The sequence below is a fragment of the Priestia sp. YIM B13551 genome (assembly GCF_042787905.1).
Classification (GTDB): Bacteria; Bacillota; Bacilli; order Bacillales; family Bacillaceae_H; genus Priestia.
In genome coordinates, this window is record NZ_JBHZOX010000001.1 from 287,706 (window position 1) to 312,419 (window position 24,714).

The window sequence follows — 24,714 nt, forward strand, 5'->3', positions numbered from 1 at the left end:
CGATCTCTTTTTTATTACGTAGTAACGATTCTATGACGAGCTTTAATCTTACTCACGGGAGGTTCGGAAGAAAATATATTTTTTTCACCGATTTTATCATATAGACCGGTTGACTTTAACATTTCTTTTGGCTGGTGCTGTAAGCCGGAAATAACGACTTGGCTATGCGAATCTTTCAAACGTTCGACCACCTTCGATAGTAAAGCTTCTCCAGATGTATCAATAAAGGATACTTGGCTCATTCGAAGCAACAAAACTTTCGGTTTCGCTTCAGCGATGTTATCAAAGGAATCTTCTAATACTTCAGCCGATCCAAAGAAAAGAGATCCTTGCATGGTATATTCCATCAATTCAGATTTGTGAGCGTTCTCAGATGTTTCCGCTAAAACCTTGGAAATCTTCAGTGATCCGCTCATTCGTTTCACGAACATGACAATAGCTAAAAGTAGACCCACGCCTACACCTGTTGTTAAATCGATTGAAACTGTCAATAAAAACGTAGCTACAAGTACAAATGAATCAGCCGACTTGGTTTTTAAAATATGCGCAAATTCTTTACGCTCACTCATATTCCAAGCCACAAACATTAAAATAGGTGCCATACTTGCCAGCGGAATGTTTGATGCATAAGGAGCAAGCATCACAAGGACCAATAAAACAACTAAGCCGTGTATGACTCCTGATAATGGAGAAGCTGCGCCGTTTTTGATATTGGTAGCTGTTCTGGCAATGGCACCAGTTGCTGGAATTCCTCCAAATAGCGAGGTAGCGATATTAGCAATTCCTTGGCCCACAAGCTCTTTATTGCTATTATGCTTGGTTTTGGCCATATTATCAGCAACAACAGCCGATAGTAAAGATTCAATACCTCCAAGCATCGCAATTACGCAGGCAGCTGGAAATAGCATCACGATGTTATCCCATGTTAAATCTGGGAAGCTAAAAGATGGTAGTTTACTCGGAATGGCACCGTAAGTAGAGCCAATCGTTGCAACTTTTCCTGGGAACAGTGTAATGGCTACAAGTGTGGAGACAAGAAGACCTAGAAGGGCACCGGGAATTTTAGGTAAAAACTTTGGCGTTGTAATCACGATAGCTAAACAAATAGCGGCTATGATGACGCTGTAAATGTTAATCGTTGCAATTTTTCGTAGGATTTCAATCATATTTAAATGAAATTCCTCATGTTTTGCAATTCCTTTTAATCCTAAAAAATTAGCGATCTGACCTGAGAAAATAATAATCGCAATTCCTGCTGTAAATCCAATCGTCACAGGGCGCGGAATAAACTTTATAAATTTCCCTAGCTTAAATATTCCGAGAAGCGTAATCATAATTCCAGCCATAAAGCCGGCAATAATGAGGTTCTCATAACCATATTGCATGACAACTCCAAGCAGCACCGGAACAAATGCACCTGTTGGACCTGCAATTTGAAATTTCGATCCGCCTAATATTGAAACCATAATCCCTGCGATAATGGTTGTATAAATCCCGTATTCAGGTCTTACACCAGAAGCGATGGCAAAGGCCATTGCTAAAGGAATAGCAACGACCCCAACAACCAAACCGGCGATAATGTCTTTTTGTAAATGCCGTGCTGAATAGCCTTGAAATCGGTTATCTTTTAGCATTCGATAAAATCCTCCTTCATGAGCTTACGGTTTCAGTTCGGTCTTGGGAATAGCCGTTTACAACAACGTCAAGCTTTCCTGTTGAAGGATGAATAACCATTCCAGAAACAAGCACGTCTTTTGGTAATAAAGGGTGATTTCGAATCATATCCACACTGTTTTCGACACTATCTTCTACACACTCAAACCCAGTCAGCCATGATTCTAAATCAATACCAGCATATTTTAGATTACGAATCTGTTCCATGCTAATCCCTCTTTGTTCAGCAGAGGCTAAAATAGCTTCAGCTTTCATGCCCGTCATTCCACATTCATGATGACCGATGACACATACTTCATCAGCTTGCAAAGCGTAGACGGCAACTAATATACTTCTCATGACGCTGCCAAAGGGATGGGAGATAACAGCTCCGGCATTTTTCACTATTTTTGCATCTCCATTTTTTAGCCCCATGGCTTTAGGAAGTAATTCTAACAAACGTGTATCCATACAAGTTAAGATCACTATTTTTTTGTTAGGAAATTTGGATGTTTGAAAAGCCTCAAATTGATTATTTGTTACAAATTTTTCATTAAACTTTAAAACTTCAGATAGACAAGTCATTGTTTTCCTCCTGCGTTATTTATTTTTAACTTATTTTTTAGTCTAAAGATAAGAGTTAAAAACGAACTAAATAAAATATTAAAATTTTCTTAAAATATTCAGAAAAAACTTATAAATAAATCAAATTTATATGCGTGAAATTATGTAAGCGTATTCTTTATTTGTTTTCACGAAAAATAGGAATTATATGTTAAAATGGTACAAAGTTGGAATTGTCTAAAAGAATGGTAGAGAGGAGGAAGGCAAAAGTGAAGGCTCTTATAGCAATAGGCATTATTTTCTGTTGTTTAGTAGGGTGCAGTTCTAATGCTCAAGTCACCAACGACAAAGAAATGGGGGAGAATATTCAGCAATCATTTGAAAAAAAAGGTGTGAGCTCAGTGGATGTATCGAAGTTAAGTGATTTTAAATGGGAAAAAGGATATTTATTAACAAACAAAAGCAAGAAAGCCGACGTAGAAAAACTTGTAAACGCACCGGTTAGTGAAGAGGTGATGAAAAAAATATCTGCTGCTAATCAAATGCTTGTGTTTGTACACGAAGGAGAAGTTGTCCGCTATGTAGAACTACCCCAAGATTTCATAGCGCATGATAAAAACCAACTTGAATTTTCATCTGCTCATTCTGAACTAAAATTTAATAAAAAAAGGGAGGGCAAGCCTATAAAAGCAGGAGAAAAAACGTTAAGTTCAGAAGATGCTTTAACTGTAGAATCAATTATGAAACAAATTCAATGGAAAAAAGCTGATTACAGCGTCGCTCTTGATCCAGATGTACAGCTTACTTATGAAGGCGTCGTATACAATGTACGATTCACCGCCGAGAGTGCGGAACTTACTTCTAAAAGAAGAGGAGTATACGGCAAAGTAACAGGAGAAACAGCACAGCAGCTATATGACATATTGATGTAACCTATTGATTTATCAATAGGTTTTTTTGTGCACATATTTTTTAAATTTACATAAAATGTCTTTATATTATTGACATTAACGTTAACGTTAATCTATAATAGTAATATAGAATTAACGTTAACGTTAATGTTAAAGGGAGGTGAAGGGGAAAGCATGTATCTAATCGATGACGTGACGAAAATGACCGGTTTGACCAAGCGTGCTCTTCGGTATTATGAAGAGATTGGACTCATTTTGCCCCCGCAGCGCACAAAAGGAAATGCACGGATTTATTCCGAAGAAGAGGTAAAAGAACTAAGAAAAGTAGCAGAAGCAAAAGAAGTTCTCGGTTTTTCTTTACAGGAGCTGCAGCAGTTTATGTCGCTCAAAAGAATGATTGAAGAAAGAAGTGAGCAGCAAGGATTATCAGCGAAAGAGATAACTAAAATAGAAAATTTACTGGAAAATCAAATCAAGATGATTGAATTTAAAGTGGTTAAAATGCAGGCATTTAAAACAGAATTAGAAGAAATGCGAGAATCTGCTATGAAAATACATGAAAAAACAAAAACAAAAGGAGAGATGAAAGAGTGGAAGGACAGCATTCAAATAACCGATTAGGTCAAATTATTACGGTAGTAGCTACTTTTTTAGCATTTATGGGAATCGGGGTAGTAGATCCGATTTTACCGGAGATTGCTAAGCAAATTGGAGCTTCTCATTGGCAAGTAGAAATGTTATTTACTTCCTATTTGTTAATGATGGCTATTATGATGATTCCAGCAGGCATCTTAGCATCACGTGTAGGAGACAAGCGTTTGATGGTAACAGGACTTATCATTGTGACGATTTTTGCAGCCTTATGCGGGTTTTCTAACAATATTCCTCAGCTTTCCATTTTCCGAGCAGGATGGGGACTTGGTAATTCGTTTTTCTTTGCAACAGCTATGACGCTGCTTATTGCATTATCAGGTGAAGTAAAAAAAGCAGTAGGATTATATGAAGCTGCGATTGGTTTGGGAATGGCCGGAGGACCGCTTGTAGGAGGCGTGTTAGGAAATGCTTCTTGGAGATTGCCGTTTTTCGGTACAAGTGCTTTAATTTTTATCGCCTTTATTTTAGTATTAACGATTGTTAAACAGCCTACAAGCACTAAGCCTCGTAAAGCAGCGGGTTTTAAAGACATGGTTAAACTTTATAAATTAAAACCATTTACTCAAGGCGCTGTATCAGGCATGCTTTATTACTACGGATTTTTTACAGTGTTAGCTTATACGCCGCTTATTCTATCGATCGGAGCTCTTCAAATTGGCTTTGTTTTCTTTGGATGGGGATTATGTTTAGCTTATGGCTCAGCGGTTTTAGCACATCAGTTAGAAAAAAGATATCAGCCAAAACAAGTGTTACATGTTAGCTTAATTGTTTTTTCACTTATTTTAATTTGTTTATTTGCTTTTGATGCAACATGGTTGCGCATTGTTTTAATCATGGCAGCGGGTCTTGTATCAGGACTTAATAATGCATTATTTACGAGTCATGTAATGGAAGTATCTCCTTATGAACGAGGACTTACATCTGGAGGATATAATTTCTTAAGATGGTTAGGTGCAGCGTTTGCTCCTTTATTATCAGGAGTTATCGGCAATGCCGTAGCGCCTCAAGCTCCTTTTCTCGTAGCAGCGATTCTTGGGTTGCTAGCTTTTGTTATTATGGTTATAAAAGTAAAAACAACTTCTCAAACGAATGAAGCTGTATCTAAATAAACGTTGAAATAAAAGGCTTTTTCTTGTAAAAAGCCTTTTATTTTGTTTTATGTTATAATAGTAAAAACGTTTTTAATTATAAAAATGAAACTTTATACCAACTTGTACGTATACTTTATATGTACATAAATCTTTTTAGGAGCGTGATGCCCATGGCCACCTGTCAAAATTGTAATCATAAATGGAACTGGAGGACAACCTTTAAACAACTGTTAACATTTAGAAACGTTTTAGAATGCCCACACTGTGACAAGCAACAGTATATCTCTGCAAAATCCCAAAAGCGATTATCAATCTACTCATTTGCACCCCTTATTATTTGGCTTATTCTCTCACTATTTGACTTTTCCTTTCCATCCATTGTTGTCGCGGAGCTTATTTTCTTCATAGCAGCGGTTATTATGATGCCACTTTCTTATGAAGTAAGCAGCGAAGAAGAACCCTTGTGGTAATAAAAAAACCTTCCGTTAAAACGGAAGGTTTTTTTATGCGGCTTTACCGTCTAGCTGTTGTCCGTGATGGCGCTGATAATACACCCACCCAGCATTCAATAGTAGAAGAACACTGGTTGTTAAGAATACGTAAGGAATTCCTTTAGCTCCGGCAATTTGTCCGCCAATGACTGGACCGGCCAAATTCCCAAAGTATTGCGCTGTTTGATTATAGCCAAACATTTTACCTGTAATAGAGTCCGGCACAATTTTCTTCAAATAAGAATTAATAGAAGGTAATAATCCTCCCATTGCGAAACCGAGTAAAAAACGAAGTAAGAATAGCTGCCAAGTACTATGCACAAAGGCCTGCAAGCCGCAAATAATCGCTACGATAAGCAAGCATATTTGAAGCACATTTTGAGGACCCACGCGATCGCTGACTTTGCCAAGTTTTGATGCAGCTAAAATATTTGAAATTCCTGTTGCCGCCACGACAAAGCCTGAAATAAGGGCAAGGTGATCGGTATGAGTAGACAGTTGTTTTACATACAGTGTAACGATTGGCTGAATAGCCATAACCGCAAGCTGCAGCAAAAAAGTTGTAACAAATACACCAATCACGGCCTTTGAATTTTTAAGAGACAGTAACCCAATATTAGATTCTTTCGTCGTTTTCGCCGTCTCTTTTTTGTCTTCTTGAATTAAATTTACAATTAAAAAAGACAAAAACATAAATGCACCCGTCACGAAAAAGACGTGGCGTAGCCCGATTGTATCTCCTAAGTATCCGCCTACTAGCGGTCCTAATAAAGATCCTGATACAGCCCCTGTAGACAACGTACCTAATGCTTTACCGCTGTGCTCTTTAGGTGTTTGAGTCGCTACTAACGTAATGGCTGCAGAGATGAAGCCGGAAACGGCCCCCATTAAAAAGCGCAGTCCGACAAGCTGATAGACATTTTGCACAAAACCAATAGAAGTCATAACAATTGCCATACCCAAGCTTGCGCGAAGGAGCATAAGCTTTCGCCCATATTTATCGGCCAAACTCCCCCATAAAGGAGAAACGATAGCCGCCATTAAAAAGGTAGATCCAAATGCAATACCAGCCCATCTGCTGATGGAGCTTGTATCGTGAACTCCCAGCTTTTCAATATAAAGCGGTAAAAACGGAATAACTAAACTCATCCCGGCTGTGGTGCAAAAAGAACCGAACCAGCAAATGTACAAGTTTCGTTTCCATAATTCCATTCTATTTCCTTCTTTCGTTGTGCCGCATGGCGTGAAAACAACAAAAGAGCGAAACCATACGGCCTGCTCTTTTAGCATACATGCAGCATCTTTTTATCAGTTTAAATTATACCATATATCAGAAATATTTAAAAATAAAATGATTCACTTAGTGAACTATTAACGTGAAATGAAAACAGAAAGATGTGCTGTGTGTACGCTCGGCTTAGAACATAAAGTGACCCTTGGTTCACTTATTACCTTATGCTGTGACAGTGGGGATTATGTAAAGAACTTACGCATCACTGAAAAATGCGTCAGATAATCTGTCCAAAATATACGTTATATCCGCAAATGTTGTCTATTTATCAAATAATGTGTAAAACAACCTGGATAAAAGAGTGAATTTTCTGTTTTTTTAACTCTATATTAAAACTATGTTCTCATTATTCATAATGTGCAAAGTGTTTTAAGGGGGAATTCATATTGGAACAAATGATTAGTACAATAAGTGAAATGATTTGGAGTACGCCGATGCTTTATCTATGTATAGGAGTGGGGCTTTTATTTACTATTCTCACTAGATTTGTACAAGTTCGATATTTGAAAGATATGGTTACTTTATTGTTTAATGGAAAAAGTTCTGAATCGGGCGTTTCGTCTTTCCAAGCGTTAACACTTGCTTTATCAGGGCGCGTAGGAGTTGGAAATATTGCGGGAGTTGCAACAGCAATTGCATTCGGTGGTCCAAGAGCAGTTTTTTGGATGTGGTTTATTGCTTTTATAGGTTCAGCTAGTGCATTTATTGAATCAACACTTGCTCAAATTTATAAAGTAAAAGACAAAGGAGAATACCGAGGTGGGCCTGCTTATTATATTGAAAAAGGCATGGGGAAGAAGTGGTATGCACTGATTTTCGCTTTTGCCGTACTGCTAGCTATGAGTGTACTTGGACCAGGAGTGCAAGCAAATTCAATTACAGCAGGGTTAAATAATGCATTTTCAATTCCGCCTTTAACGTCTGGAATTGTACTTGTTGTTATTTTAGGATTAATTATTTTTGGAGGCGTTAAGCGTATTGCTGCCGTGGTACAATATGTTGTTCCGTTTATGGCCATTGGATATGTTCTTGTTTCGTTAGTGATTATCGGATTGAACATTCAAGCTTTACCAGGAGTTCTTGCTTTAATCTTTAAAAGTGCATTTGCACTTGATTCTACGTTCGGCGGAATTATTGGCATGGCTATAGCGTGGGGAGTCAAGCGAGGTGTATATTCAAATGAAGCGGGTCAAGGTACCGGAGCTCACCCCGCGGGAGCAGCGGAAGTCTCACATCCTGCCAAGCAAGGTCTGGTACAAGCTTTTTCAGTTTATATTGATACGCTGCTTGTATGCTCTGCTACAGCCTTTATGATTTTAATTACAGGTTCTTACAGCACCCAAGCGCCAGATGGTTCGTTCATTGTGGATCATTTAAAAGGAGTTGAAGCCGGGCCTCAATATACGCAGCAAGCAGTTGAGACGGTGCTTCCTGGATTCGGATCAGGGTTTATAGCTGTTTCTCTCGTGTTTTTCGCCTTTACTACGATTATGTCACAGTATTATATTGCGGAAACGAACTTAGCTTACGTAATGAAAGGCAAACAAAATAAAATAGTATCCATGTTCCTAAAGGCAGCTCTTTTAGCCACTACTTTATACGGATCTATCCGAACGGCTGAAGCTGCATGGGCATTAGCAGACATCGGAGTTGGAATAATGGTTTGGCTCAATTTAATTGCAATTTTGATTTTAGCTAAGCCTGCTTTAATAACTTTAAAAGATTATCGCCAGCAGAGAAAACTAGGGATAGACCCTATCTTTTCTCCAAGGAAATTAGGAATTCAAAACGCTGATTATTGGGACGAGGAATATCAGCATGATCAAGATAAGGAAAATGTTTCATAAATCAAAAAAGCCAGCTGGGGTTATCCCGTTGGCTTTTTTGATTTATGAAGAAGCTCTTTTGACCGCTTGAAGATGGTAATGATTCGTTCTTTTCCGGTATAATGTGGCGTGAAGCGTCCTCAATTTATTTTCGTTTGAGCATTTATTTATAATAGAAGACATATAAAAGGACGGTGGTATGTAAATGACTAAAAAAGAAAATGAATCCATTTATATTCAGCAGCATTTAGCAAATGAACGAACGTATTTAGCGTGGATTCGAACGTCTATTGCCACACTCGGCATTGGCTTTGTTGCAGGCGGCCTACATTTCAATTCTGGAAAAAAATTAAGTGAAGCAGCCGATACCCTTATTATTGCTGTTATTATCTTTTCTTTAGCTGCAAGTGCAGGTTTGCTTCTCTTCTCAACCTATCATTATTTTTCAACCCGCAAAAAAATTAACAGCCAAACGTATCAATCTTCTCACGCTTTGGTTATTTTTGTTTTAATGATTATGCTGATGCTGATCGGCGCTCTTATGTTTTACTTTTTTAACATAGCGTAAAAAAGTTTAAGATATAAGAAAGAAGGGAAAGCAGTCCCAGAGAATTTACGGTTTTATGAAAGAAAAAGAAGATCTATTGATATGGTGGTAATGGAAGATGTAATTATAATAATATCTTCTTTATGAACCGACTGTATAATTTTACAGGTTAAATTCTTTGTTAACCGCGGATAATGGAAAAGGAAAGCTTTATAAGCCGAAACTTATCCAATACATGTTGAACATAAAAATTGAATATGAATTTCACTACAGAGTGAAGCGAAAGTAAAGGAGAACGCTGTTATGATTCAAACATCTAAGACCGTTGCCGCTCGTTTTTTTACGGAGCGTTTCTTTGATCAGGCTGCTCAAACAGCCTACTATTTTTTGTTATCTTTTGTACCGTTTATTATCTTTCTTTTTTCTCTGCTGAGTTTCTTTCCAATTGATACAAACAATTTGCTGATATTTATTGAACCATTTACGCCTAAAAGCGCCTACGACGTAATTGAAAGGTCAATTGAAACAGTTAACAATAGCGGGAAAAAAGTTTTATCTTTTAGTTTATTGGCGACTTTTTGGCTCGCATCTATGGCTATACAATCTTTGGTTCGCTCGTTAAATGATGCGTATCATATTCAAAGAAAACAAACGTTTTTGCGCGGTTTAATCAATGATTTAATTTTAACTTTTGGTTTTATGGTTGTGGTAGCCATTTCATTATTTGTACCAATTATTGAAGAGGTCATTCGACATTTGGTACTAACAAAAGTCCATGTTCCTGACATATGGTTTCAAAGCTGGACGACAATTAGATGGGGAATTGGGACATTATTTTTATTAGGCTTTTTTATTCTTTTTTACAAACTGATGCCAAGCGCAAGAGTAACGTGGAAAGATGTACTTCCAGGAGCTGTTTTCTCCACGCTAGGATGGCAAGTTGTATCTACCGGATTTGGATACTATGTCCAGTTTGGAAGCTACTCGCAAATCTATGGTCAGCTTGGAAGTATTATTATTTTAATGGTCTGGTTTTATTTAACGGCCGCTATTTTATTAATTGGCGGTTTAATAAACGGTAATAAGTTCATCAAAGCTCACAAGACAACGTATAGAGACGCGGAAAATGACTAGGGAAACCTAGTCGTTTTTTTATATTCAGTTTTACAGTTAGAAAGTTTATCAAAAAAATATTGCGGGTAACTATTGAATATCTCGTTGCCTTCCCTTTACCCACAACAAAAAAGCAGTAGGAGTTCACGTTGAGATGAGGTGGAAAAAGGGATTTTATCAATGAGCGGCGGATTTATGAGCGGGTTAACAGATCGCTTCCGCAGCACTGAAGATATCACAAAAGGGATTAACGCTGAAGTAGGAGAAAAGCAAGTTGCCCTTGATTTAAAAGTAATTGTCGAATACGGAAAAAATGTTCCAGCCATTTTCTCTGAAACTGTTAATAACGTAAAAAAATCAGTTCACGAGATGACGGGATTAGAGGTAGTAGAAGTAAATATGCATGTAGAGGACGTAATGACTCGCTCTGAATTTGAAGCGAAAACGGATCGAGACAAAGAGCAGGAGTCAAAGCGTGATCTTGAATAAAATATAAAAGGTAAACACTTCCATTCATCATATATTCTTTGTATGATGAATGAGAAGTGTTTTTTTATGGGAGGGAGAATTCTGTGATTTTGGTTAGTTCCTGCTTAGCAGGTCAAGGGTGCAAATATAATGGAAGCAGTGCCTTAGTTAAGGAAATTGAAGCGCTCGTTGAAAATAAAGAAGCGGTGATGATGTGTCCGGAACTGTTAGGTGGATTTCACACACCTAGAGAACCGGCAGAAATTATAAAAGGAACGGGAATAGACGTAATAAACGGAAATGCGCGAGTTATTGAACGATCGGGAAAAGACGTCACAGACATATACATAGACGGGGCCTATAAGGCACTGAGCATCGCAAAAGAAATAAAAGCTACTGTTATTGTACTAAAAGAAAACAGCCCTTCATGTGGAAGTGAACATATATATAACGGAGCATTTTCAAATGTTAAAATAGCCGGTGAAGGGGTAACCACTGCGTTGCTAAGAAAGCATGGTTTTATCGTTATGTCCGAATCTCAATTTGCAGCTGAAATGCATGGAGACCAATCATAATCAAAAAAAGCGTACACCATGTGTGTACGCTTTTTTATAAAATTTTATTTACTGTGAAGCGTATCTGCTGTGCTTTCTGTTCGTGTTACCGCATAAAGAGAGCAGAAAAGACCAAGCAAAACAAAAATAGACCCGACCCAGCCGTTATAAATAACAGAGTATTGATTAACGACAATTCCTCCAACATAGGAGCCGATCGCAATTCCTACGTGTGAAATCGCTGCATTAGTGCTGATTAAAATGTCCGACGTTTCGCGTGCACTATGAATAATTAAATTGCTTTGAGCTGGTGAGACCGCCCAGCTGAGCGCACTCCAAATGATCATAAGAAGCAAGAACACAACAAATGGTAAATGAACGCCAAAAGGCATAGCAATCATGCTAACAAGAAAGAGAGCAATCATGGTGATAACAGAAGAAGAAGGGTTCCATCTATCAGAAACAGCTCCTCCAAGTCCTCCTCCTGCCACGGCAGCAAGACCGAAAATACCATAAATAATGGTCACCATCGTTGTATTTAATCCTAGCGTTTCTTGTAAAAATGGTGTGAAGTACGCATAAAGCGTTAAATGACCCGCAAGTACAAACAATGTTGCTAGGTGAATAGCGAGCATTTTTTTATTCCGTAAAGCTTTTACCTGAGTTTTTAACGGTACAATTGGAGCAGGAGCTAGACGCTCCATTGTAAACCAAACGGTAATCATAATAATGGCAGTCAAAATTGCAATCATAACAAATACTTGACGCCAGCCAAGCGCATTTCCAATCAAAATACCAAGAGGAATACCTAAAACAAGTGAGCCGCTGATTCCCATAAATACGATGCCAATTGCTCTGCCTTGGTATTCAGGTTTTACCATTCTAGAAGCCATTGTGGTAGATAATACAATGATAAAAGAACCGCTCGCAGCAGCAAGAATACGTCCAATTAGTAGCATATAATAGCCCGAACTGTAGGCTGAAAATACATTGCTCAATAAGAAAATAAATAATGTCCACATATAAACTTTTTTACGCTCTATCTTAGCCGTCACATTTAGTAAAATCGGCGCAGACAAGGCATAAACAAACGAATAAATAGAGATTAAATAACCTGCTTTTGCTAATGATACATGAAATGCATCGGCAATTAAGTCTAAGATGCCTCCTAGAATTAATTCGACCGTTCCAACAACAAAGGAAGCAATCGCAAGTATGTAAACTTTTTTATTCATCAAAAAACCCCCTCTTTGAAAAGTTACAACTAGAATAGTAACCTTTTTTAAAAGAGATTTCAATAGGTAATATTAAAAAGGTTACTAATGAATTAGTAACCTTTTTAATATCGCAGTCGAGTAAGCAGCTCCATGATCTCAGGATCTTGAAGAAGCTGCTCTTGATATTTCTTTGTAATATGGGTAAGTGCGACGTCATGATAAAAGAAATCAGCAAAAACTTTTACAAGCGGCTGCGACATGGTTTTTATTGCTTTCCATGTCTCATGTTCAATGCCGGCAAATAAAAGGTAAGCGTCGTCAACAATAATCAACTGCGACGGCTCAAGGTTTTTATGATCATCTATTGGATTTAATGTATGTAAATGTTTGAGGGCAGTCTGCAAGTTTCCTATAGTTAAGACCTCGACGTTTACGCCTTGTTTCTCTTTTTCTTCTAGCAATGAGCGGTAATGTGCTAACTCATCATTCCACGCGGATAAAATAATAGAAGATTCCGCTTCATGAATCAACTGTTCAATGTGAGCAGAAATAGAGGATTTATCTTTTAAACTCCAAACATGATCATCTGTAAACGTTTTTTTAATTTTATATGTTTTTAATTCATTAATGTCATTTTCAAAATCAGCAGTAAGTTTTTGAATGACGGTTTGAAGGGCTACCGCTGAGTAAAGTTTCTTTTTCCCGGACAATGTATTTACTACAATACCTTTATCAATTAAACGATTAAGCACTTCATAAATTTTTGCTTTTGGAACATGCGAATACGTAACAATTGAACTAGCATCCAACGGGCCATCATTCGCAAGCAGCGCTTCATATACTTGACTTTCATACTGAGAAAAACCAAATTTTTGCAGCATAATTTTCTATTCATCATCCTTTCTTTTTTTAAGTATATCACGGTTCGTAAAAGTATTACTAATTGTATCAGATGAAATAATCTTATTAAACTATGTTCTAAATAATTATTAAAAATAAGATAAGCTATTAAAGGATCTTTATTACAGTAGAAATATTTTTAACCATATACTTTCTATACTAAAACATTCAACATTGGGTAAAGAAAAGAAAGAGGTGAAAAAAATGAAGAAAAATGAAAAACTACTGTTGAAAAAAATGAACATAAAACAGCAAAGAGAAGTGGCTGCTCAGCTTGAAGACGTACTGGATTCCTTACTGTCCCTTGAAGAAAAATTATGCTCAGCACCTGATAATAGCGAGTGGCTTTCTTTACAAGCTCAGCTTGAAAAAAGAGAACATGAGCTGAAATTCAAGCATAAAATGCTGTGCGAAGAATGGACAGCACTATAAAAGACAGGCATTTTGTCTGTCTTTTATTGCATCTAAATTTTCATCACTCGAATAGGGCTAACCATCAAAATAGCTAAAATAATCATAAGGTAAGGGTTTACGTAATAAAACATGCCAAGCAGTGCGATAATTAGAGCTGGAAAAGGAATAGGAAGCCCTATAAAATAACCTATGGTTGGATTTGCACTAAATTTAGCTAATCTTAATGCGCCCATGCTTGGATAAATCATAAAAGCGAGTACGGTTAGCCAAGAGTGGGGAGAAAGAGTATGAAATAGCATTGCAGGCGCTACGCCAAAGCTTATAATATCAGCCAAAGAATCTAGCTCTACACCAAACTCACTGTTAACTTTCAGCTTTCTCGCAATTTTGCCGTCAAATAAATCGAAAAAAGCGGCTAGAAAAATAAAAAGAGCAGCTAAGCGTTCGTAGCTATTCATATTAAAAGCTATGGAAAATACGCCGCTTAGCAAATTTCCAATCGTAAAGAGATTCGGAACCCATTTTAACAGTCGAAGAATCAATGTCATACAACCGCCTTTCACAGTGTGTACGATTAGTGTAACTGTTAAATCATATTATTATGTGAGATGTCAGATAAAAAGAAGGTAGTATTGAAACCTGGCTGTCGTTCCTGTAATATATATCGTATAATACGATAATAACTAAAAATACGATATAAAGGAGCAAGATCATGAAAGTAGAGGAGTTAAACAGCTATTGGACGTCTATTTATTATCATTTGCACTATACGCATCAAGAGAAAATTACACACCAAACAATACGTCTTTTACAGCATATAGATAAATCATCTTCGGTTGGAATAAAAGAAATTGCGGATTATTTACACGTTTCACATAATACGGCATCTGAACACGTAAAGAGAAATATTGATAAAGGGTATGTATATAAAAATAGAGATATACATGATGAAAGAAAAGTAATTCTGCATTTAACAGAAGCAGGAAAAGACCTATTAAAACGGAATTCAAGCTTGGATGAAGAAAAAGTATCAGCTATTTTACGCGAAATGACAGCATCTGAAAAACAGCTGATTCAACAGGCTTTTCAGTTATTGAGTGAGCGTGCAAAACATGTATAGTATCATCAAAATTTTAATGTCGGCTCTTATTATTGCAGGGGTAACAGAAATGGCCAAAAGAGTTCCGACATACGGTGGAATTGTGGCTGCCCTTCCAATTGTGAGCTTACTAAGTATTATATGGTTATCAGTGCAAGGAGAAAAAAAGGAAGTGGTCAGTCAGTTTACACTAGGCGTTCTTTATGGACTGCCAGGCACTATTTTACTACTTGCTGTCGTCTATATTTGCTTAAAAAACTCTCTTCATTTGTTTATGAGTTTATCGATAGGAGTTATGTGTTGGGGCCTGTTTTTAGGCCTTCAAAAGATAGTGGTTAAACTAATTAATACATAAACTATTGGAATTTAATCCAATTTTCTGTAAAATGAAAGTCTAAGTAAAAGATAGGAGCTGAGTAGAGTTGAGTTTAGCAGAGAAAAAGTTAGGAATTGACCGAGTTGTTTTTATCGGCAGAACGTTTGAAGAGTATAGAGCTATGTTTAATTTGAATGAAAAGTATTTAAAAGGAAAAAAAGTGTTAGATTGTGCTAGCGGGGCCTGTTCTTTTACTGCTCATGCCTTGCAGCAAGGTACGGAGGCTACTAGCTGTGATATTGCCTATAAATTTACGGCAGAAGAGCTTGAAAAGAAAGGAAGCCTGGATTTAATTCATACGATGAATCAAATGCAGCACGTACAGGAACAGTATGTGTGGAAGTATTTTTCGTCTATTGATGATTTAACTGAACATCGAAAAAGAGCATTAAAAGATTGTATTGCTCATATGAAAAGGAACCCCGAAGCCTATCAGTACGGAGCACTTCCTAATTTGCCGTTTCAAAAGAACGAGTTTGATTTAACTCTTTGTGCAAACTTTTTATTTATGTACAGTGACCGGTTAGATTATACGTTTCATTTAGAAGCTTTAAAAGAACTGATACGTGTTACAAAAGAGGAAGTACGTTTGTTTCCTTTAACGAATTTAAGCGGCAAGATTTCTACCTATTTGCGGCAGCTGTTAGAAGAGATTGCGCCTCTAGTAAAAGGAACAGAAATAGCAGACGTCCCGTATGAATTTCAAAAAGGTGCCAATCAAATGCTGAAGATATATGTATAACAAATATAACGAAAGCCGCTTTTAGTTAAAGCGGCTTTTTAACATTCAAACGTTTTTTGGCAGTTTGAGTATGCTTCGTTATGGTTTCAGATCCAAGCGCTTTAGCTAAACCGAACGAAGGCATATTCACATATACTGATTCATAATTTCCTGCAGAAATGACATACGTTTCATGATAAATGCCCACTGCATTCGTTTTTGAAGCCTTTTTATAAAAAGAATTCCAAGCTTTTAAGTGCTGAGGACCTTTGGCATAGGAGGTCAATTGATCAACTGACTCCCAATATTGAATCAGCGTGATGGTTCTTAAATTAAAAGTTCCTTGCAAAGATAAAAATCCAAGGTTTTTGTTTGCATACAATTCGCGAATCATAGGAGGCATTGCTTTAAATACAGGGAACCATTTGTGTACGGCTGTCCATTTATTAATACGCATTCCTATAACAAAGACGACCAAATCCTTACCGGGCTTAGCCATCATACGATTGGAATGAATCATAAATTATGCGCCTCCTCATCATATAATTTATTAATCGTATCTTTGCACCATTCTATCGAAGCACACGTTGTTCGTTTACCGTAGTCTAGGGTAATAAGCCAATACGTTCTGTCGGGAGAAGGGCTGTTAGAAATGCTGTCTTCAATTCCGCAATACATGTGATAACGTTCAGTTAGTTTCTGCTGAGCGTTTTTTAACTGGGAAATTGTGAGCTGCTTTTCTTGCTGACTACTAAAAAAGAGTTTTAACAAAATTTCATTTCTTTCTGAAGGGAGCTGTTTAATAGGTTCACGCAGCCAATCTTGCAGAACTTCTTTTCCTTTAGTTGTTATTACATACTCTTTTTTATCTGGTTTATCAGTTTGAGCAACGGAATTGACCGTTGCTAGTTCATCATTCAAAAGCTTTTGTAAAGTGGGGTAAATTTGGCCATAACTGATTTTCCAAAAATGATTTAAACTTCGATCCATTAACTGCTTAATTTCATAACCAGTTCTGCATTCCGTGGTAAGCAGTCCTAAAATTGCATATGTTGTTTGATTTTCCTTCATTTATTTTCCTCACCTATATCTTTTTGATATATATATATTACCATAAACAGGATAATATTCAATAAAAAAACGCGAGAGTTATGCACTCTCGCGTCTAAAAAAAGGTTTGTATTGCTGAACCATCATTTGCGAAGCAGCAATAAATAAAAAGATAAAGCCTCCACACATTAGCAACATGACAGCACCTATTCTCCATAAAAGCTTTGGCATCAGCATATCTCCTTTTTTGAAGTTATTACCTATAGTGTAAAGAATAGCTTGCAAAAATTCTAGTCATAACTAGATATAATTTTATGACTTTTTTAGATTGACTCTTCCTTTGGATCATCTTCATCAAAAATAGGAACTTCCGTATATGTTTCTTCTTTTTCGAAAGCGGAAGAAGAATTTTCTTTTTCCTCTTGTGCAGGTTGTGCAGGCTTCGTTTTTCCAGAAGAAATATCTGATTTAGCGTTTTTTAACTCTTCCATGTCTTTTTGGATTTGGTCCGTGAAATCCTTTGGTATAGCTCCGCTTCCGTATGTAGCTCCGATGTTTAAAGTACCGCCGAGTTCTTTAATGCCAACTTGGCCAATATTATTGTTTTGTTCGTATTTATCAAGAAAAAATTTATCAATATGAATAGGCGGGGGAGCATTTTCTAAGAGTGCGGCTCTTTGGTGAATCGCTTTTACTTCTTCTTGAAGGGCAGACGTTCGTTTTAACATGTCCACCTGTACTTCAGTTAAAAGCGACATGCTGCGCTCTAATGCTGAAACTCTTTCATCTAGTTCGGTCATTCTTTCGAGATAAGGAGCCATTTTTTTCTCTACAGATTGTTCTATCAAGCTAGTTAAATCCGGATAAGGTACAGTTTCTATCTTTTTATCGCGAGGGGGTTGCGTGGAGATCACTTGTTCCAATTGCGCTACTTTTTCCTTTAAAAATTGAAGCTCGTTAGCAATCTCTTTCTTATCTTTTGCATATGCTTGTTCAGCATTTTTATGAGTGCTTCTTTGTGAAGGTGAAGAATCATTGGAGTGCGAGGGCTGAGTCTCCAGCTTTTTTTTGAGCATTATGAGAGAACCAATTTGCGGTTCGAGTTTTAAAAAACGGTTCATGTGAACTTCAAGCGTGTTAATGCGCTTGATTTGATGTTTGAAGTCCGCTAGCTCAGTATGAAGCTGTTGGTTAGTCTGTTTGGGGTTGAAAAATCCTTTCATAGACATTTCGCTTCTCCTCATCTTGGGCTTATTTCCGATGTAATAACAGTTAGATAAATATATATTGGTCCAGTTTGGAAATTCACGTTAAATTCTTTGCGTTTATAAATGCTTATGTGAACTATTGAATTTCATTCATAAAACTACTAAGCCTTATTCAATGTGAATACGTTCTTCTTGGAAAAACTGCCTGTGATAAGAAAGAATAAGCAGTCCATTTTCAAATTTCGCACGCAGATGATGCGCATCCGTAGGCTCTGGCAATTCAATAATTCGGTTAAAGTCTCCAGAAGGTCGTTCTTGTACAACCGGCTGTCCTGTGATGAGAGGGTGCGGTGAGCCTTTTAACAAAAGCCGGCTGCCTGAAACAGACACCTGCAAATTTTCTTTTAGATAGCCGGGCAAGTCAGCGATAATAATGATTTCATGTGGGGTAACGTAAATGTCAACAGGTGGAAAATTACTTTTAGAAGCCTGAGGTGCCTGATATGAATCAGGAGCATTCATATCCATATTTTCTTTCATAAATTCGTTAAAAGCAGTTTGATCAAAAACACCGTTCCAAAAGTCATTTGTTTGATATTTTTTAGCAAATTCCATCCACTGCATAAGTTTATCAAAGTCCATATGGTTTCCTCCTTACCACACATCATAAAAAGATGGAATTTGAATATAGTTTGAAAGGGGGGTGGTTTAAATGGCAGGTGCATCTATAAATATTAATATTTTAATGCTAAAGATAAATTCCTTTGAAAATGCGTCTGCAGTAAATATCGGACAGAATTTACTAGCAGACTGGAATAATTCAGATAAAAAAACACAGGGATTTGGGCAAAATTTTGGTGATGATAGCGGCTTTATAGGAACGAGAAGCTGTGTCGATGATCGAGATCAAATTGACAGCCCATCATCTTTTCAAAAAGTGCCCATTTTATAGAAAAAGCCTAATAAATATAGCCAGTTCAGATGCAGGTTATATTTATTAGGCTTCCGATTGAATGCTAATAGACGAATAGATGAAGATATGCTGCTAGTTGTGCGCAGTAGAGGTAGAGGAAATGAAAAAAATTAAATTACGCTATTTTTAACTGAGTTTGAATCATTTACATCTGAGTCTATAATCCATGAGAACGGAGTTACGTTCGGAGAAAAATCTCCGTTTGATTCTCCCAGACCTTGATTACGTTTATAAGATACGAACACATCAAGCTGCTGATTAGGTCCTATGCTTAAAACGGATGAATTATCCAAAACGTTCACTTTGAAGGCTTGTAAGTTAATGACCATGGGCGAAAAAATCATATGGTTTCCTCCTTATTTATCATTTTTTGTTGCAAATGCATCTACATAATCATTATCTACAGTTTTTTGAGCAGATCCTGCTGTAAAACATTGATCAGCGTGCTGCTGTCCGAAGGCCTGATTTTTCTTTGCTGTGACATATCTTGTAACTTTTGACGTATTTCCAATAGAAATACTGCTTGCTTGATCAGCACTGTGAACGTTCAATTTTCCTAGGTTGATTTTTGTTGAGTCGAATAGCATATTATTCTCCTTTCAAACGACAGTTCTTCTAAGTCTTTAAAAGCTTATTGTAGCTTCTTTGAAAATATGAATAATACATGGATTCATTCAGAGAGTAGAAGTGGTCTACTGTAGCGTATTGTAGTTCTGTGTAAAACGTGAAAAGATTTTAAAACCTCGACAGGAAAAGGAGGGAATAATAAAAATGCACGATATTTTACATGCTGTAAACACATCAACAGTAAAAAGTGTGTTGGCAACGATTGTTCATGTAGAAGGATCCTCATATTTAAAAGAAGGAACGTCCATGCTGTTTCAAGAAAATGGGGAGAACATTGGGATGTTAAGCGCTGGTTGTGTAGAAGCAGATATTGCTGAGCGCGTAAAAGAGTTGTTCGACACTGAGCACGTATTAACCGTTACGTACAATTTGAAAGAAGAAGGTGATGCAGGATGGGGACAAGGAGCAGGCTGCAATGGAATCCTGTATATTCTCCTAGAACCTGTAACTGCGAGGATGAAGAAAAATCTTTTGCGAGTAAAACGTCATTTAGATAACCGAAATCCTGTTTTACATATTAAAAAATTAGAAAAAAACTTTACTCAAACAACCTCTTTTTATGTAGAAAAGACGGGCGAAACATTTGGTGCAAATAGCGACGCATCATCTTTTGCAACAGATGATTGGAATGGGAGAAAGAGCGGTATTCAACTTTCAAATTGCTCCCTGCTCACATATGCTCATCTATATAAACCAAAGCCTCGTCTAGTTATCTGGGGAGCAGGTGCCGATGCAAAATATTTAGTATCACTTGCTGCCAATACGGGGTTTTCTGTTACCTTATGCGACTGGAGACCGGCTTTATGTAATAAGGAACATTTTCCGCTAGCAGAGGAAATACATATTGGATTTCCAGAGGAAGTAGACAAACACTTGTCCGTTCAGCGCGATGATTTTGTTGTGATTATGACCCATAATTTTTATCGTGATCAAGAAATTCTGTCGCTATTAAAATCAAAAACTGTGAAGTATATAGGAGTTTTAGGACCTAAAAAGCGAACGCTTCGATTATTGAATACCGATATTCCCTCCCATATTCATTCGCCCGTGGGACTTTCCATAGGAGCGGTAGGGCCGCAGGAAATTGCGGTTAGTATTGTAGCTGAGTTAATTGGAACCCTTCGAATGTGTGATGGGAAAAAGGGGTGAAAATGCCCGTTTTAAATGTTGTAGCTGTTTATCTTGCCGCAGGATCTAGTAAAAGGATGGGCAGCAATAAGCTGCTTCTGCCTTTAGGGAATGAATGTTTAGGTAGTAAAGCTTTACAAGCCGCCGTTTGTTCAAAAGTGAATCATACAATAGTAGTGACAAAGAAAGGCGATAACCTTGAGTGGATTGAACCTATTCTTTTTTCAGAAGCATATCAGCAGAAGTGGAGTCATATTTCTTGTAGTAGCGCCTTAAAAGGTCAGTCAGCGTCTTTAAAGTGCGGATTACAAAAAGCAAAAGAACTAAGTGCTGATGCTGTTATTGTACTCCTAGCAGATCAGCCTCTTATAAGTATCGTGCTGATTAATACATTTGTTTCTCTGTTTGAGAACCATTCCTCCGTTCCCTTTATTTCTTCTTTTTATCAAGGAATCGCCGGAGCGCCGGTTTTATTTTCAAAACAAATGTTTCCAAGTTTGGATAAGCTGCAAGGAGACCAAGGAGCAAGAAAAATAATAAGACAAAACGGAACTGAAAATGGAATATTTTATGAATGTAGCGACGCTTCCCTTTTTATGGATGTTGATACAAAACAAGCGTATGAACGTATTAAAAAGATATATAAAGAGAAATGTAGACGGATTTGATTGACGGAGGTGAAAAGAGTGGAGATTATTGGGAAAAACGTGATTCGAAAAGATGCGTTAGAAAAAGTGACGGGAACAGCTCGGTACACAAATGATTACAGTTTTAAAGGTTCCCTTCACGCCAAAATAGTAGTCAGTCCTTACGCTCATGCAAGAATTCAAGCGATAGACATTCAAGCAGCGATTGCTATTCCCGGTGTTCACGTAGTTGTGACGGGAGAGCATCTGCCGTTAACAGGGGAAGGAGTTCGTGACCGGCGACCGCTTGCATTTGAAAAAGTGCGGTATCACGGAGAAGCCGTAGTCCTTGTAGTAGCAGAAAACCCTGCACTCGCCGAGCGTGCGGCGAGCTCTGTTCATATTCAATATGAGCCGTTATCTGTCGTTCATTCTCCTAGCGCCGCTATTGAGCCAAATTCTCCTTTAGTACATGAAAATATGCACACCTACAAGCACGATGAAACGGTTTATCCAGAGCCCGGTACCAACGTAGCTAACAGAGTTAAAATACGAAAAGGCAATATGGAAGAAGGCTGGAGTAAAAGTGAGCTAGTAGTGGAAGAAACGTTTTCTTTGTCTCCTTCAGATCACGCGGCGATGGAAACAAGAAGCGCCGCTGCTGAAATTCTTCCGAATGGAGTAGTTAAAATTATCACTTCTTCTCAAGCTCCTTTTATGGTGAAAAAATTAATCAGTGAGTACTTTGAAATTGAAGCGGGAAAAGTGATCGTTGAAACACCGCTAGTAGGAGGAGGGTATGGAGGAAAAGCTGCTGTCCAGCTGGAGCTGCTTGCTTATCTAGCTTCAAAAGCTGTTGGTGGAAGGCTGGTTAAAATATTGAACACAAGAGAAGAAGATATGCTCACTTCGCCTGTTCACATCGGTCTAGACGCTAAAATTAAGCTAGGTTGTTCTAAAGAGGGACTCTTGCAGGCTGCTGACATTCTATATTTGTTTGACAGCGGTGCTTATGCAGATAAAGGAACGGATTTAAGTAAGGCTGCAGCAGCTGACTGTACGGGGCCTTATCGTCTTGAACATATCTTCTGTGATTCATTATGTGTATATACAAATCACCCTTACGCTTCCCCTTTTCGAGGATTCAGCCACTCTGAACTATTATTTGCATTTGAGCGTACGATGGACATCCTTGCTAAAAAAGCAGGTATAGATCCTTTGGAATTTAGAGAAAAAAACGCTATTTTACCAGGTGATACTACGCCTACACAAGTCCGTTTGACTTCTAGCAGCGTTGGTAACTTACCAGAGTGTATTCGGCGCTTAAAGCAGCTAATGAAATGGGAGGAAGGGCAGAGAACAGTTCATGAAAACGGCCTTATTACCGCCAAAGGGATTAGCTGCGTCTGGAAAACCTCGACTATTGAAACAGACGCGAGTTCAGGTGTTATTCTAACATTCAATCCGGATGGAAGCGTAAATTTAATGTCTGGCGTTATTGAATTAGGCACGGGAACAAAAACTGTGCTCGCGCAAATCTTGGCTGAAAAACTGCAGATGCGCATGGAACGTATTCATGTGCGAATGGAAGTAGATACTCAAACGACTCCTGAACATTGGAAAACGGTGGCTAGCCGAGGAACTTTTATGGCAGGAAGAGCGGTTTTAGAAGCGGCTGAAGATGTGATTAACCAATTAAAAAAGATAGCTTCTCATATATTCCGAGCTTCTGAAGAAGATATCGAAATAAAACATGAAAAAGTTTTTTTACGGGATGAGCCTCAAACCTCTTTGGACTTTAAAGAAATTGTGTATGGCTACAAATATCCGAACGGAAATGCAATTGGAGGGCAAATCATAGGGAGGGGTAACTATATTTTAAGAGGAATGACCTACTTAGATAAAGAAACAGGAGCCGGGCGTCCGGGGCCTGAATGGACCGTAGCAGCTGAAGGAGTTGAAGTGGAATATAATCCTAGAACGCATCGATATCGTATTGTAAAAGCTATTTCTGTTATTGATATAGGAACCGTGTTAAATGAGAAAATGGCAAGAGGTCAAGTCATGGGTGCGATGAGTATGGGACTATCGTTTGCGGGTAGAGAAACATTTTGGTTTGATTCAAACGGACGTATTTTAAACCCTCAGCTTCGGAAATATCGTCCCCTTCGCTACGGAGAGCATCCGGAGTACGTAGTAGACTTTGTTCATACACCTCAAATAGATGCAGCGTACGGCGCTCGGGGAGTCGGAGAACACGGGCTGCTTGGTATGCCAGCTTCTTTAGGAAACAGCTTAACGGTGGCAGCAGAAACAGAATTAAATCAACTTCCTCTTATCCCAGAATTGATTTGGAGAATGAAAGAAGGGAATGCAAATGATTTCGTTTGACTTTGAATATTATAAACCTGCAAGCGTTTCAGAAGCGATTGCCTTGTTTCAAGAGTTAGAGAATCAAGGCAAACAGCCGCGTTATTATGCTGGAGGCACTGAAATTCTGACATTGGGCAGATTGGGTTTGTTTGTTACCCATGCTGTTATTGATATAAAAAATATACCAGAGTTTCAAAAAGCAGAAGCTGATGAAGACTGGATGATTTTTGGTGCAGGTGTAACGTTGACTGAACTGGAAGAGAAAAACTTATTTCCTTTATTAAGTAAGTCTGCTAGCGAAGTGGCTGATCACACGGCTCGAAATAAAATAACGCTGGGAGGAAATATTTGTGGGCATATCTTTTATCGAGAAGCCGTGTTGCCGCTGCTTTTAACGGATAGTCAACTCGCAGTGGCAGATCTAAGTGGAATAAAGCTCCATTCGATTCACGATCTTTTTCACCGGCGTTTGCAGCTGAAAAAGGGAGAACTTCTTGTTCAGATGTTTGTTGAAACGAAGTATGCTGCCCTGCCATACGTGAGTATAAAAGAACGTCAGCAGTGGGATACAGGCTATCCGTTAGTTACAATAGCGGCGTTAAAAACAGAAAAAAACATTCGAGTAGCTTTCAGCGGGGTATGTTCATTTCCTTTTCGCTCAGCTGAAATAGAAGAAGTGCTAAATCATGAAGAAACGCCATTAGAAGCTCGAATTCAAACTGCTCTTGATTATATACCGGCTCCAATTTTAAATGATGGAGAAGGATCGGATCGATATCGCAAATTTGTGATTAAAAATTTATTGTTTGATATTTTCAAAGAGCTGGGAGGAACGTAAT

General features: G+C 37.9%; 31 protein-coding genes. 18 read left to right on the forward strand and 13 right to left on the reverse strand.

Features of this window, described 5'->3' with window-relative positions:
• Positions 1 to 14: 14 nt before the first annotated feature.
• On the reverse strand, positions 15 to 1,634 hold the full coding sequence (locus tag ACFX4N_RS01485) for a SulP family inorganic anion transporter (protein ID WP_029322105.1): 1,620 nt from the start codon (positions 1,632 to 1,634) through the stop codon (positions 15 to 17).
• Positions 1,635 to 1,650: 16 nt separating this feature from the next.
• The gene (locus ACFX4N_RS01490; RefSeq protein WP_029322103.1) at positions 1,651 to 2,238 is read right to left on the reverse strand and encodes a beta-class carbonic anhydrase; all 588 of its coding nucleotides are present in this window, start codon (positions 2,236 to 2,238) and stop codon (positions 1,651 to 1,653) included.
• Positions 2,239 to 2,486: 248 nt separating this feature from the next.
• On the opposite strand from ACFX4N_RS01490, the gene ACFX4N_RS01495 reads away from it, so the two are divergent.
• The 4 genes from ACFX4N_RS01495 to ACFX4N_RS01510 all read left to right on the forward strand — a co-directional run bounded on the left by ACFX4N_RS01495 (position 2,487) and on the right by ACFX4N_RS01510 (position 5,343).
• Positions 2,487 to 3,149: a hypothetical protein gene (locus ACFX4N_RS01495; RefSeq protein WP_029322101.1), complete on the forward strand. Its 663-nt coding sequence runs from the start codon at positions 2,487 to 2,489 to the stop codon at positions 3,147 to 3,149.
• A gap of 69 nt (positions 3,150 to 3,218) precedes the next feature.
• Positions 3,219 to 3,749: a MerR family transcriptional regulator gene (locus ACFX4N_RS01500; protein ID WP_371410280.1), complete on the forward strand. Its 531-nt coding sequence runs from the start codon at positions 3,219 to 3,221 to the stop codon at positions 3,747 to 3,749.
• Positions 3,719 to 4,891 carry an MFS transporter gene (locus ACFX4N_RS01505; RefSeq protein ID WP_013057291.1) on the forward strand — a complete coding sequence of 391 codons (1,173 nt, stop codon included), beginning with the start codon at positions 3,719 to 3,721 and terminating at the stop codon, positions 4,889 to 4,891. Before ACFX4N_RS01500 ends, ACFX4N_RS01505 begins: the two co-directional genes overlap by 31 nt.
• A gap of 152 nt (positions 4,892 to 5,043) precedes the next feature.
• The gene (locus ACFX4N_RS01510) at positions 5,044 to 5,343 is read left to right on the forward strand and encodes a TIGR04104 family putative zinc finger protein (protein WP_028413131.1); all 300 of its coding nucleotides are present in this window, start codon (positions 5,044 to 5,046) and stop codon (positions 5,341 to 5,343) included.
• 33 nt (positions 5,344 to 5,376) lie between these two features.
• On the opposite strand, the gene ACFX4N_RS01515 is transcribed toward ACFX4N_RS01510, so the two are convergent.
• Positions 5,377 to 6,576 carry a multidrug efflux MFS transporter gene (locus ACFX4N_RS01515; RefSeq protein ID WP_029322080.1) on the reverse strand — a complete coding sequence of 400 codons (1,200 nt, stop codon included), beginning with the start codon at positions 6,574 to 6,576 and terminating at the stop codon, positions 5,377 to 5,379.
• Positions 6,577 to 7,050: 474 nt separating this feature from the next.
• Between ACFX4N_RS01515 and ACFX4N_RS01520 the strand changes: the two genes are divergently transcribed.
• The 5 genes from ACFX4N_RS01520 to ACFX4N_RS01540 all read left to right on the forward strand — a co-directional run bounded on the left by ACFX4N_RS01520 (position 7,051) and on the right by ACFX4N_RS01540 (position 11,184).
• A complete protein-coding gene (locus ACFX4N_RS01520) occupies positions 7,051 to 8,502 on the forward strand; it encodes an alanine/glycine:cation symporter family protein (protein WP_377261250.1) in 1,452 nt (483 codons plus the stop codon).
• A 184-nt stretch (positions 8,503 to 8,686) separates the two neighbouring features.
• Positions 8,687 to 9,049 carry a YidH family protein gene (locus tag ACFX4N_RS01525; protein ID WP_013057288.1) on the forward strand — a complete coding sequence of 121 codons (363 nt, stop codon included), beginning with the start codon at positions 8,687 to 8,689 and terminating at the stop codon, positions 9,047 to 9,049.
• Positions 9,050 to 9,331: 282 nt separating this feature from the next.
• Positions 9,332 to 10,162 (forward strand): YihY/virulence factor BrkB family protein, encoded by an 831-nt coding sequence (locus ACFX4N_RS01530; protein ID WP_013057287.1) that lies wholly within the window; start codon positions 9,332 to 9,334, stop codon positions 10,160 to 10,162.
• A gap of 138 nt (positions 10,163 to 10,300) precedes the next feature.
• Complete coding sequence (locus tag ACFX4N_RS01535) at positions 10,301 to 10,630, forward strand: Asp23/Gls24 family envelope stress response protein (protein WP_235567307.1); 330 nt, start codon at positions 10,301 to 10,303, stop codon at positions 10,628 to 10,630.
• An 83-nt stretch (positions 10,631 to 10,713) separates the two neighbouring features.
• Complete coding sequence (locus ACFX4N_RS01540; protein ID WP_029322068.1) at positions 10,714 to 11,184, forward strand: 2-thiouracil desulfurase family protein; 471 nt, start codon at positions 10,714 to 10,716, stop codon at positions 11,182 to 11,184.
• A gap of 44 nt (positions 11,185 to 11,228) precedes the next feature.
• On the opposite strand, the gene ACFX4N_RS01545 is transcribed toward ACFX4N_RS01540, so the two are convergent.
• Positions 11,229 to 12,398 carry an MFS transporter gene (locus ACFX4N_RS01545; protein WP_057273274.1) on the reverse strand — a complete coding sequence of 390 codons (1,170 nt, stop codon included), beginning with the start codon at positions 12,396 to 12,398 and terminating at the stop codon, positions 11,229 to 11,231.
• A 104-nt stretch (positions 12,399 to 12,502) separates the two neighbouring features.
• The gene (locus ACFX4N_RS01550; RefSeq protein WP_013057281.1) at positions 12,503 to 13,261 is read right to left on the reverse strand and encodes a TrmB family transcriptional regulator; all 759 of its coding nucleotides are present in this window, start codon (positions 13,259 to 13,261) and stop codon (positions 12,503 to 12,505) included.
• 223 nt (positions 13,262 to 13,484) lie between these two features.
• Here ACFX4N_RS01550 and ACFX4N_RS01555 point away from each other — a divergent pair, with 223 nt between their 5' ends.
• Positions 13,485 to 13,712 (forward strand): hypothetical protein, encoded by a 228-nt coding sequence (locus tag ACFX4N_RS01555; RefSeq protein ID WP_016764339.1) that lies wholly within the window; start codon positions 13,485 to 13,487, stop codon positions 13,710 to 13,712.
• Positions 13,713 to 13,744: 32 nt separating this feature from the next.
• Here ACFX4N_RS01555 and pssA read toward each other — a convergent pair whose 3' ends face one another.
• Complete coding sequence (gene pssA / locus ACFX4N_RS01560; protein ID WP_170959531.1) at positions 13,745 to 14,236, reverse strand: CDP-diacylglycerol--serine O-phosphatidyltransferase; 492 nt, start codon at positions 14,234 to 14,236, stop codon at positions 13,745 to 13,747.
• 170 nt (positions 14,237 to 14,406) lie between these two features.
• Between pssA and ACFX4N_RS01565 the strand changes: the two genes are divergently transcribed.
• The 3 genes from ACFX4N_RS01565 (at position 14,407) to ACFX4N_RS01575 (ending at position 15,911) form a co-directional block, all read left to right on the forward strand.
• Positions 14,407 to 14,814, forward strand: a complete 408-nt coding sequence (locus tag ACFX4N_RS01565) for a MarR family winged helix-turn-helix transcriptional regulator (protein ID WP_013057279.1) — start codon at positions 14,407 to 14,409, stop codon at positions 14,812 to 14,814.
• Positions 14,807 to 15,148, forward strand: coding sequence for a DUF3147 family protein (locus ACFX4N_RS01570; protein ID WP_041816570.1), 342 nt, complete (start codon positions 14,807 to 14,809; stop codon positions 15,146 to 15,148). Before ACFX4N_RS01565 ends, ACFX4N_RS01570 begins: the two co-directional genes overlap by 8 nt.
• 67 nt (positions 15,149 to 15,215) lie before the next feature.
• Positions 15,216 to 15,911, forward strand: a complete 696-nt coding sequence (locus tag ACFX4N_RS01575) for a class I SAM-dependent methyltransferase (protein ID WP_377260718.1) — start codon at positions 15,216 to 15,218, stop codon at positions 15,909 to 15,911.
• A gap of 25 nt (positions 15,912 to 15,936) precedes the next feature.
• Here the strand turns inward: ACFX4N_RS01575 and ACFX4N_RS01580 are convergent, their stop codons facing one another.
• The 5 genes from ACFX4N_RS01580 to ACFX4N_RS01600 form a co-directional block, all read right to left on the reverse strand.
• Positions 15,937 to 16,410: a DUF4188 domain-containing protein gene (locus ACFX4N_RS01580; RefSeq protein WP_013057276.1), complete on the reverse strand. Its 474-nt coding sequence runs from the start codon at positions 16,408 to 16,410 to the stop codon at positions 15,937 to 15,939.
• Positions 16,407 to 16,961 carry a PadR family transcriptional regulator gene (locus tag ACFX4N_RS01585; protein ID WP_013057275.1) on the reverse strand — a complete coding sequence of 185 codons (555 nt, stop codon included), beginning with the start codon at positions 16,959 to 16,961 and terminating at the stop codon, positions 16,407 to 16,409. The genes ACFX4N_RS01580 and ACFX4N_RS01585 overlap by 4 nt, the downstream gene beginning before the upstream one ends.
• A 78-nt stretch (positions 16,962 to 17,039) precedes the next feature.
• Complete coding sequence (locus tag ACFX4N_RS01590) at positions 17,040 to 17,171, reverse strand: hypothetical protein (RefSeq protein WP_013057274.1); 132 nt, start codon at positions 17,169 to 17,171, stop codon at positions 17,040 to 17,042.
• A 92-nt stretch (positions 17,172 to 17,263) separates the two neighbouring features.
• Positions 17,264 to 18,169: a dynamitin family protein gene (locus ACFX4N_RS01595; protein ID WP_377260721.1), complete on the reverse strand. Its 906-nt coding sequence runs from the start codon at positions 18,167 to 18,169 to the stop codon at positions 17,264 to 17,266.
• Positions 18,170 to 18,316: 147 nt separating this feature from the next.
• Entirely contained in the window at positions 18,317 to 18,790 is a 474-nt protein-coding gene (locus ACFX4N_RS01600; RefSeq protein WP_013057272.1) for an Hsp20/alpha crystallin family protein, read from the reverse strand.
• 70 nt (positions 18,791 to 18,860) lie between these two features.
• On the opposite strand from ACFX4N_RS01600, the gene ACFX4N_RS01605 reads away from it, so the two are divergent.
• Positions 18,861 to 19,100, forward strand: a complete 240-nt coding sequence (locus ACFX4N_RS01605) for a hypothetical protein (protein WP_014459872.1) — start codon at positions 18,861 to 18,863, stop codon at positions 19,098 to 19,100.
• Between the two features lie 131 nt (positions 19,101 to 19,231).
• Here the strand turns inward: ACFX4N_RS01605 and ACFX4N_RS01610 are convergent, their stop codons facing one another.
• On the reverse strand, positions 19,232 to 19,465 hold the full coding sequence (locus ACFX4N_RS01610; RefSeq protein ID WP_013057270.1) for a hypothetical protein: 234 nt from the start codon (positions 19,463 to 19,465) through the stop codon (positions 19,232 to 19,234).
• A 12-nt stretch (positions 19,466 to 19,477) separates the two neighbouring features.
• Positions 19,478 to 19,708: a hypothetical protein gene (locus tag ACFX4N_RS01615; RefSeq protein WP_377260724.1), complete on the reverse strand. Its 231-nt coding sequence runs from the start codon at positions 19,706 to 19,708 to the stop codon at positions 19,478 to 19,480.
• A 184-nt stretch (positions 19,709 to 19,892) separates the two neighbouring features.
• Between ACFX4N_RS01615 and ACFX4N_RS01620 the strand changes: the two genes are divergently transcribed.
• The 4 genes from ACFX4N_RS01620 to ACFX4N_RS01635 are packed head-to-tail and all read left to right on the forward strand — an operon-like array spanning position 19,893 to position 24,713.
• On the forward strand, positions 19,893 to 20,897 hold the full coding sequence (locus ACFX4N_RS01620) for an XdhC family protein (protein WP_013057268.1): 1,005 nt from the start codon (positions 19,893 to 19,895) through the stop codon (positions 20,895 to 20,897).
• A 2-nt stretch (positions 20,898 to 20,899) separates the two neighbouring features.
• Complete coding sequence (locus ACFX4N_RS01625) at positions 20,900 to 21,544, forward strand: NTP transferase domain-containing protein (protein WP_013057267.1); 645 nt, start codon at positions 20,900 to 20,902, stop codon at positions 21,542 to 21,544.
• An 18-nt stretch (positions 21,545 to 21,562) separates the two neighbouring features.
• A complete protein-coding gene (locus ACFX4N_RS01630; protein WP_377260727.1) occupies positions 21,563 to 23,893 on the forward strand; it encodes a xanthine dehydrogenase family protein molybdopterin-binding subunit in 2,331 nt (776 codons plus the stop codon).
• On the forward strand, positions 23,880 to 24,713 hold the full coding sequence (locus tag ACFX4N_RS01635; protein WP_301264367.1) for an FAD binding domain-containing protein: 834 nt from the start codon (positions 23,880 to 23,882) through the stop codon (positions 24,711 to 24,713). Before ACFX4N_RS01630 ends, ACFX4N_RS01635 begins: the two co-directional genes overlap by 14 nt.
• Position 24,714 lies beyond the last annotated feature (1 nt).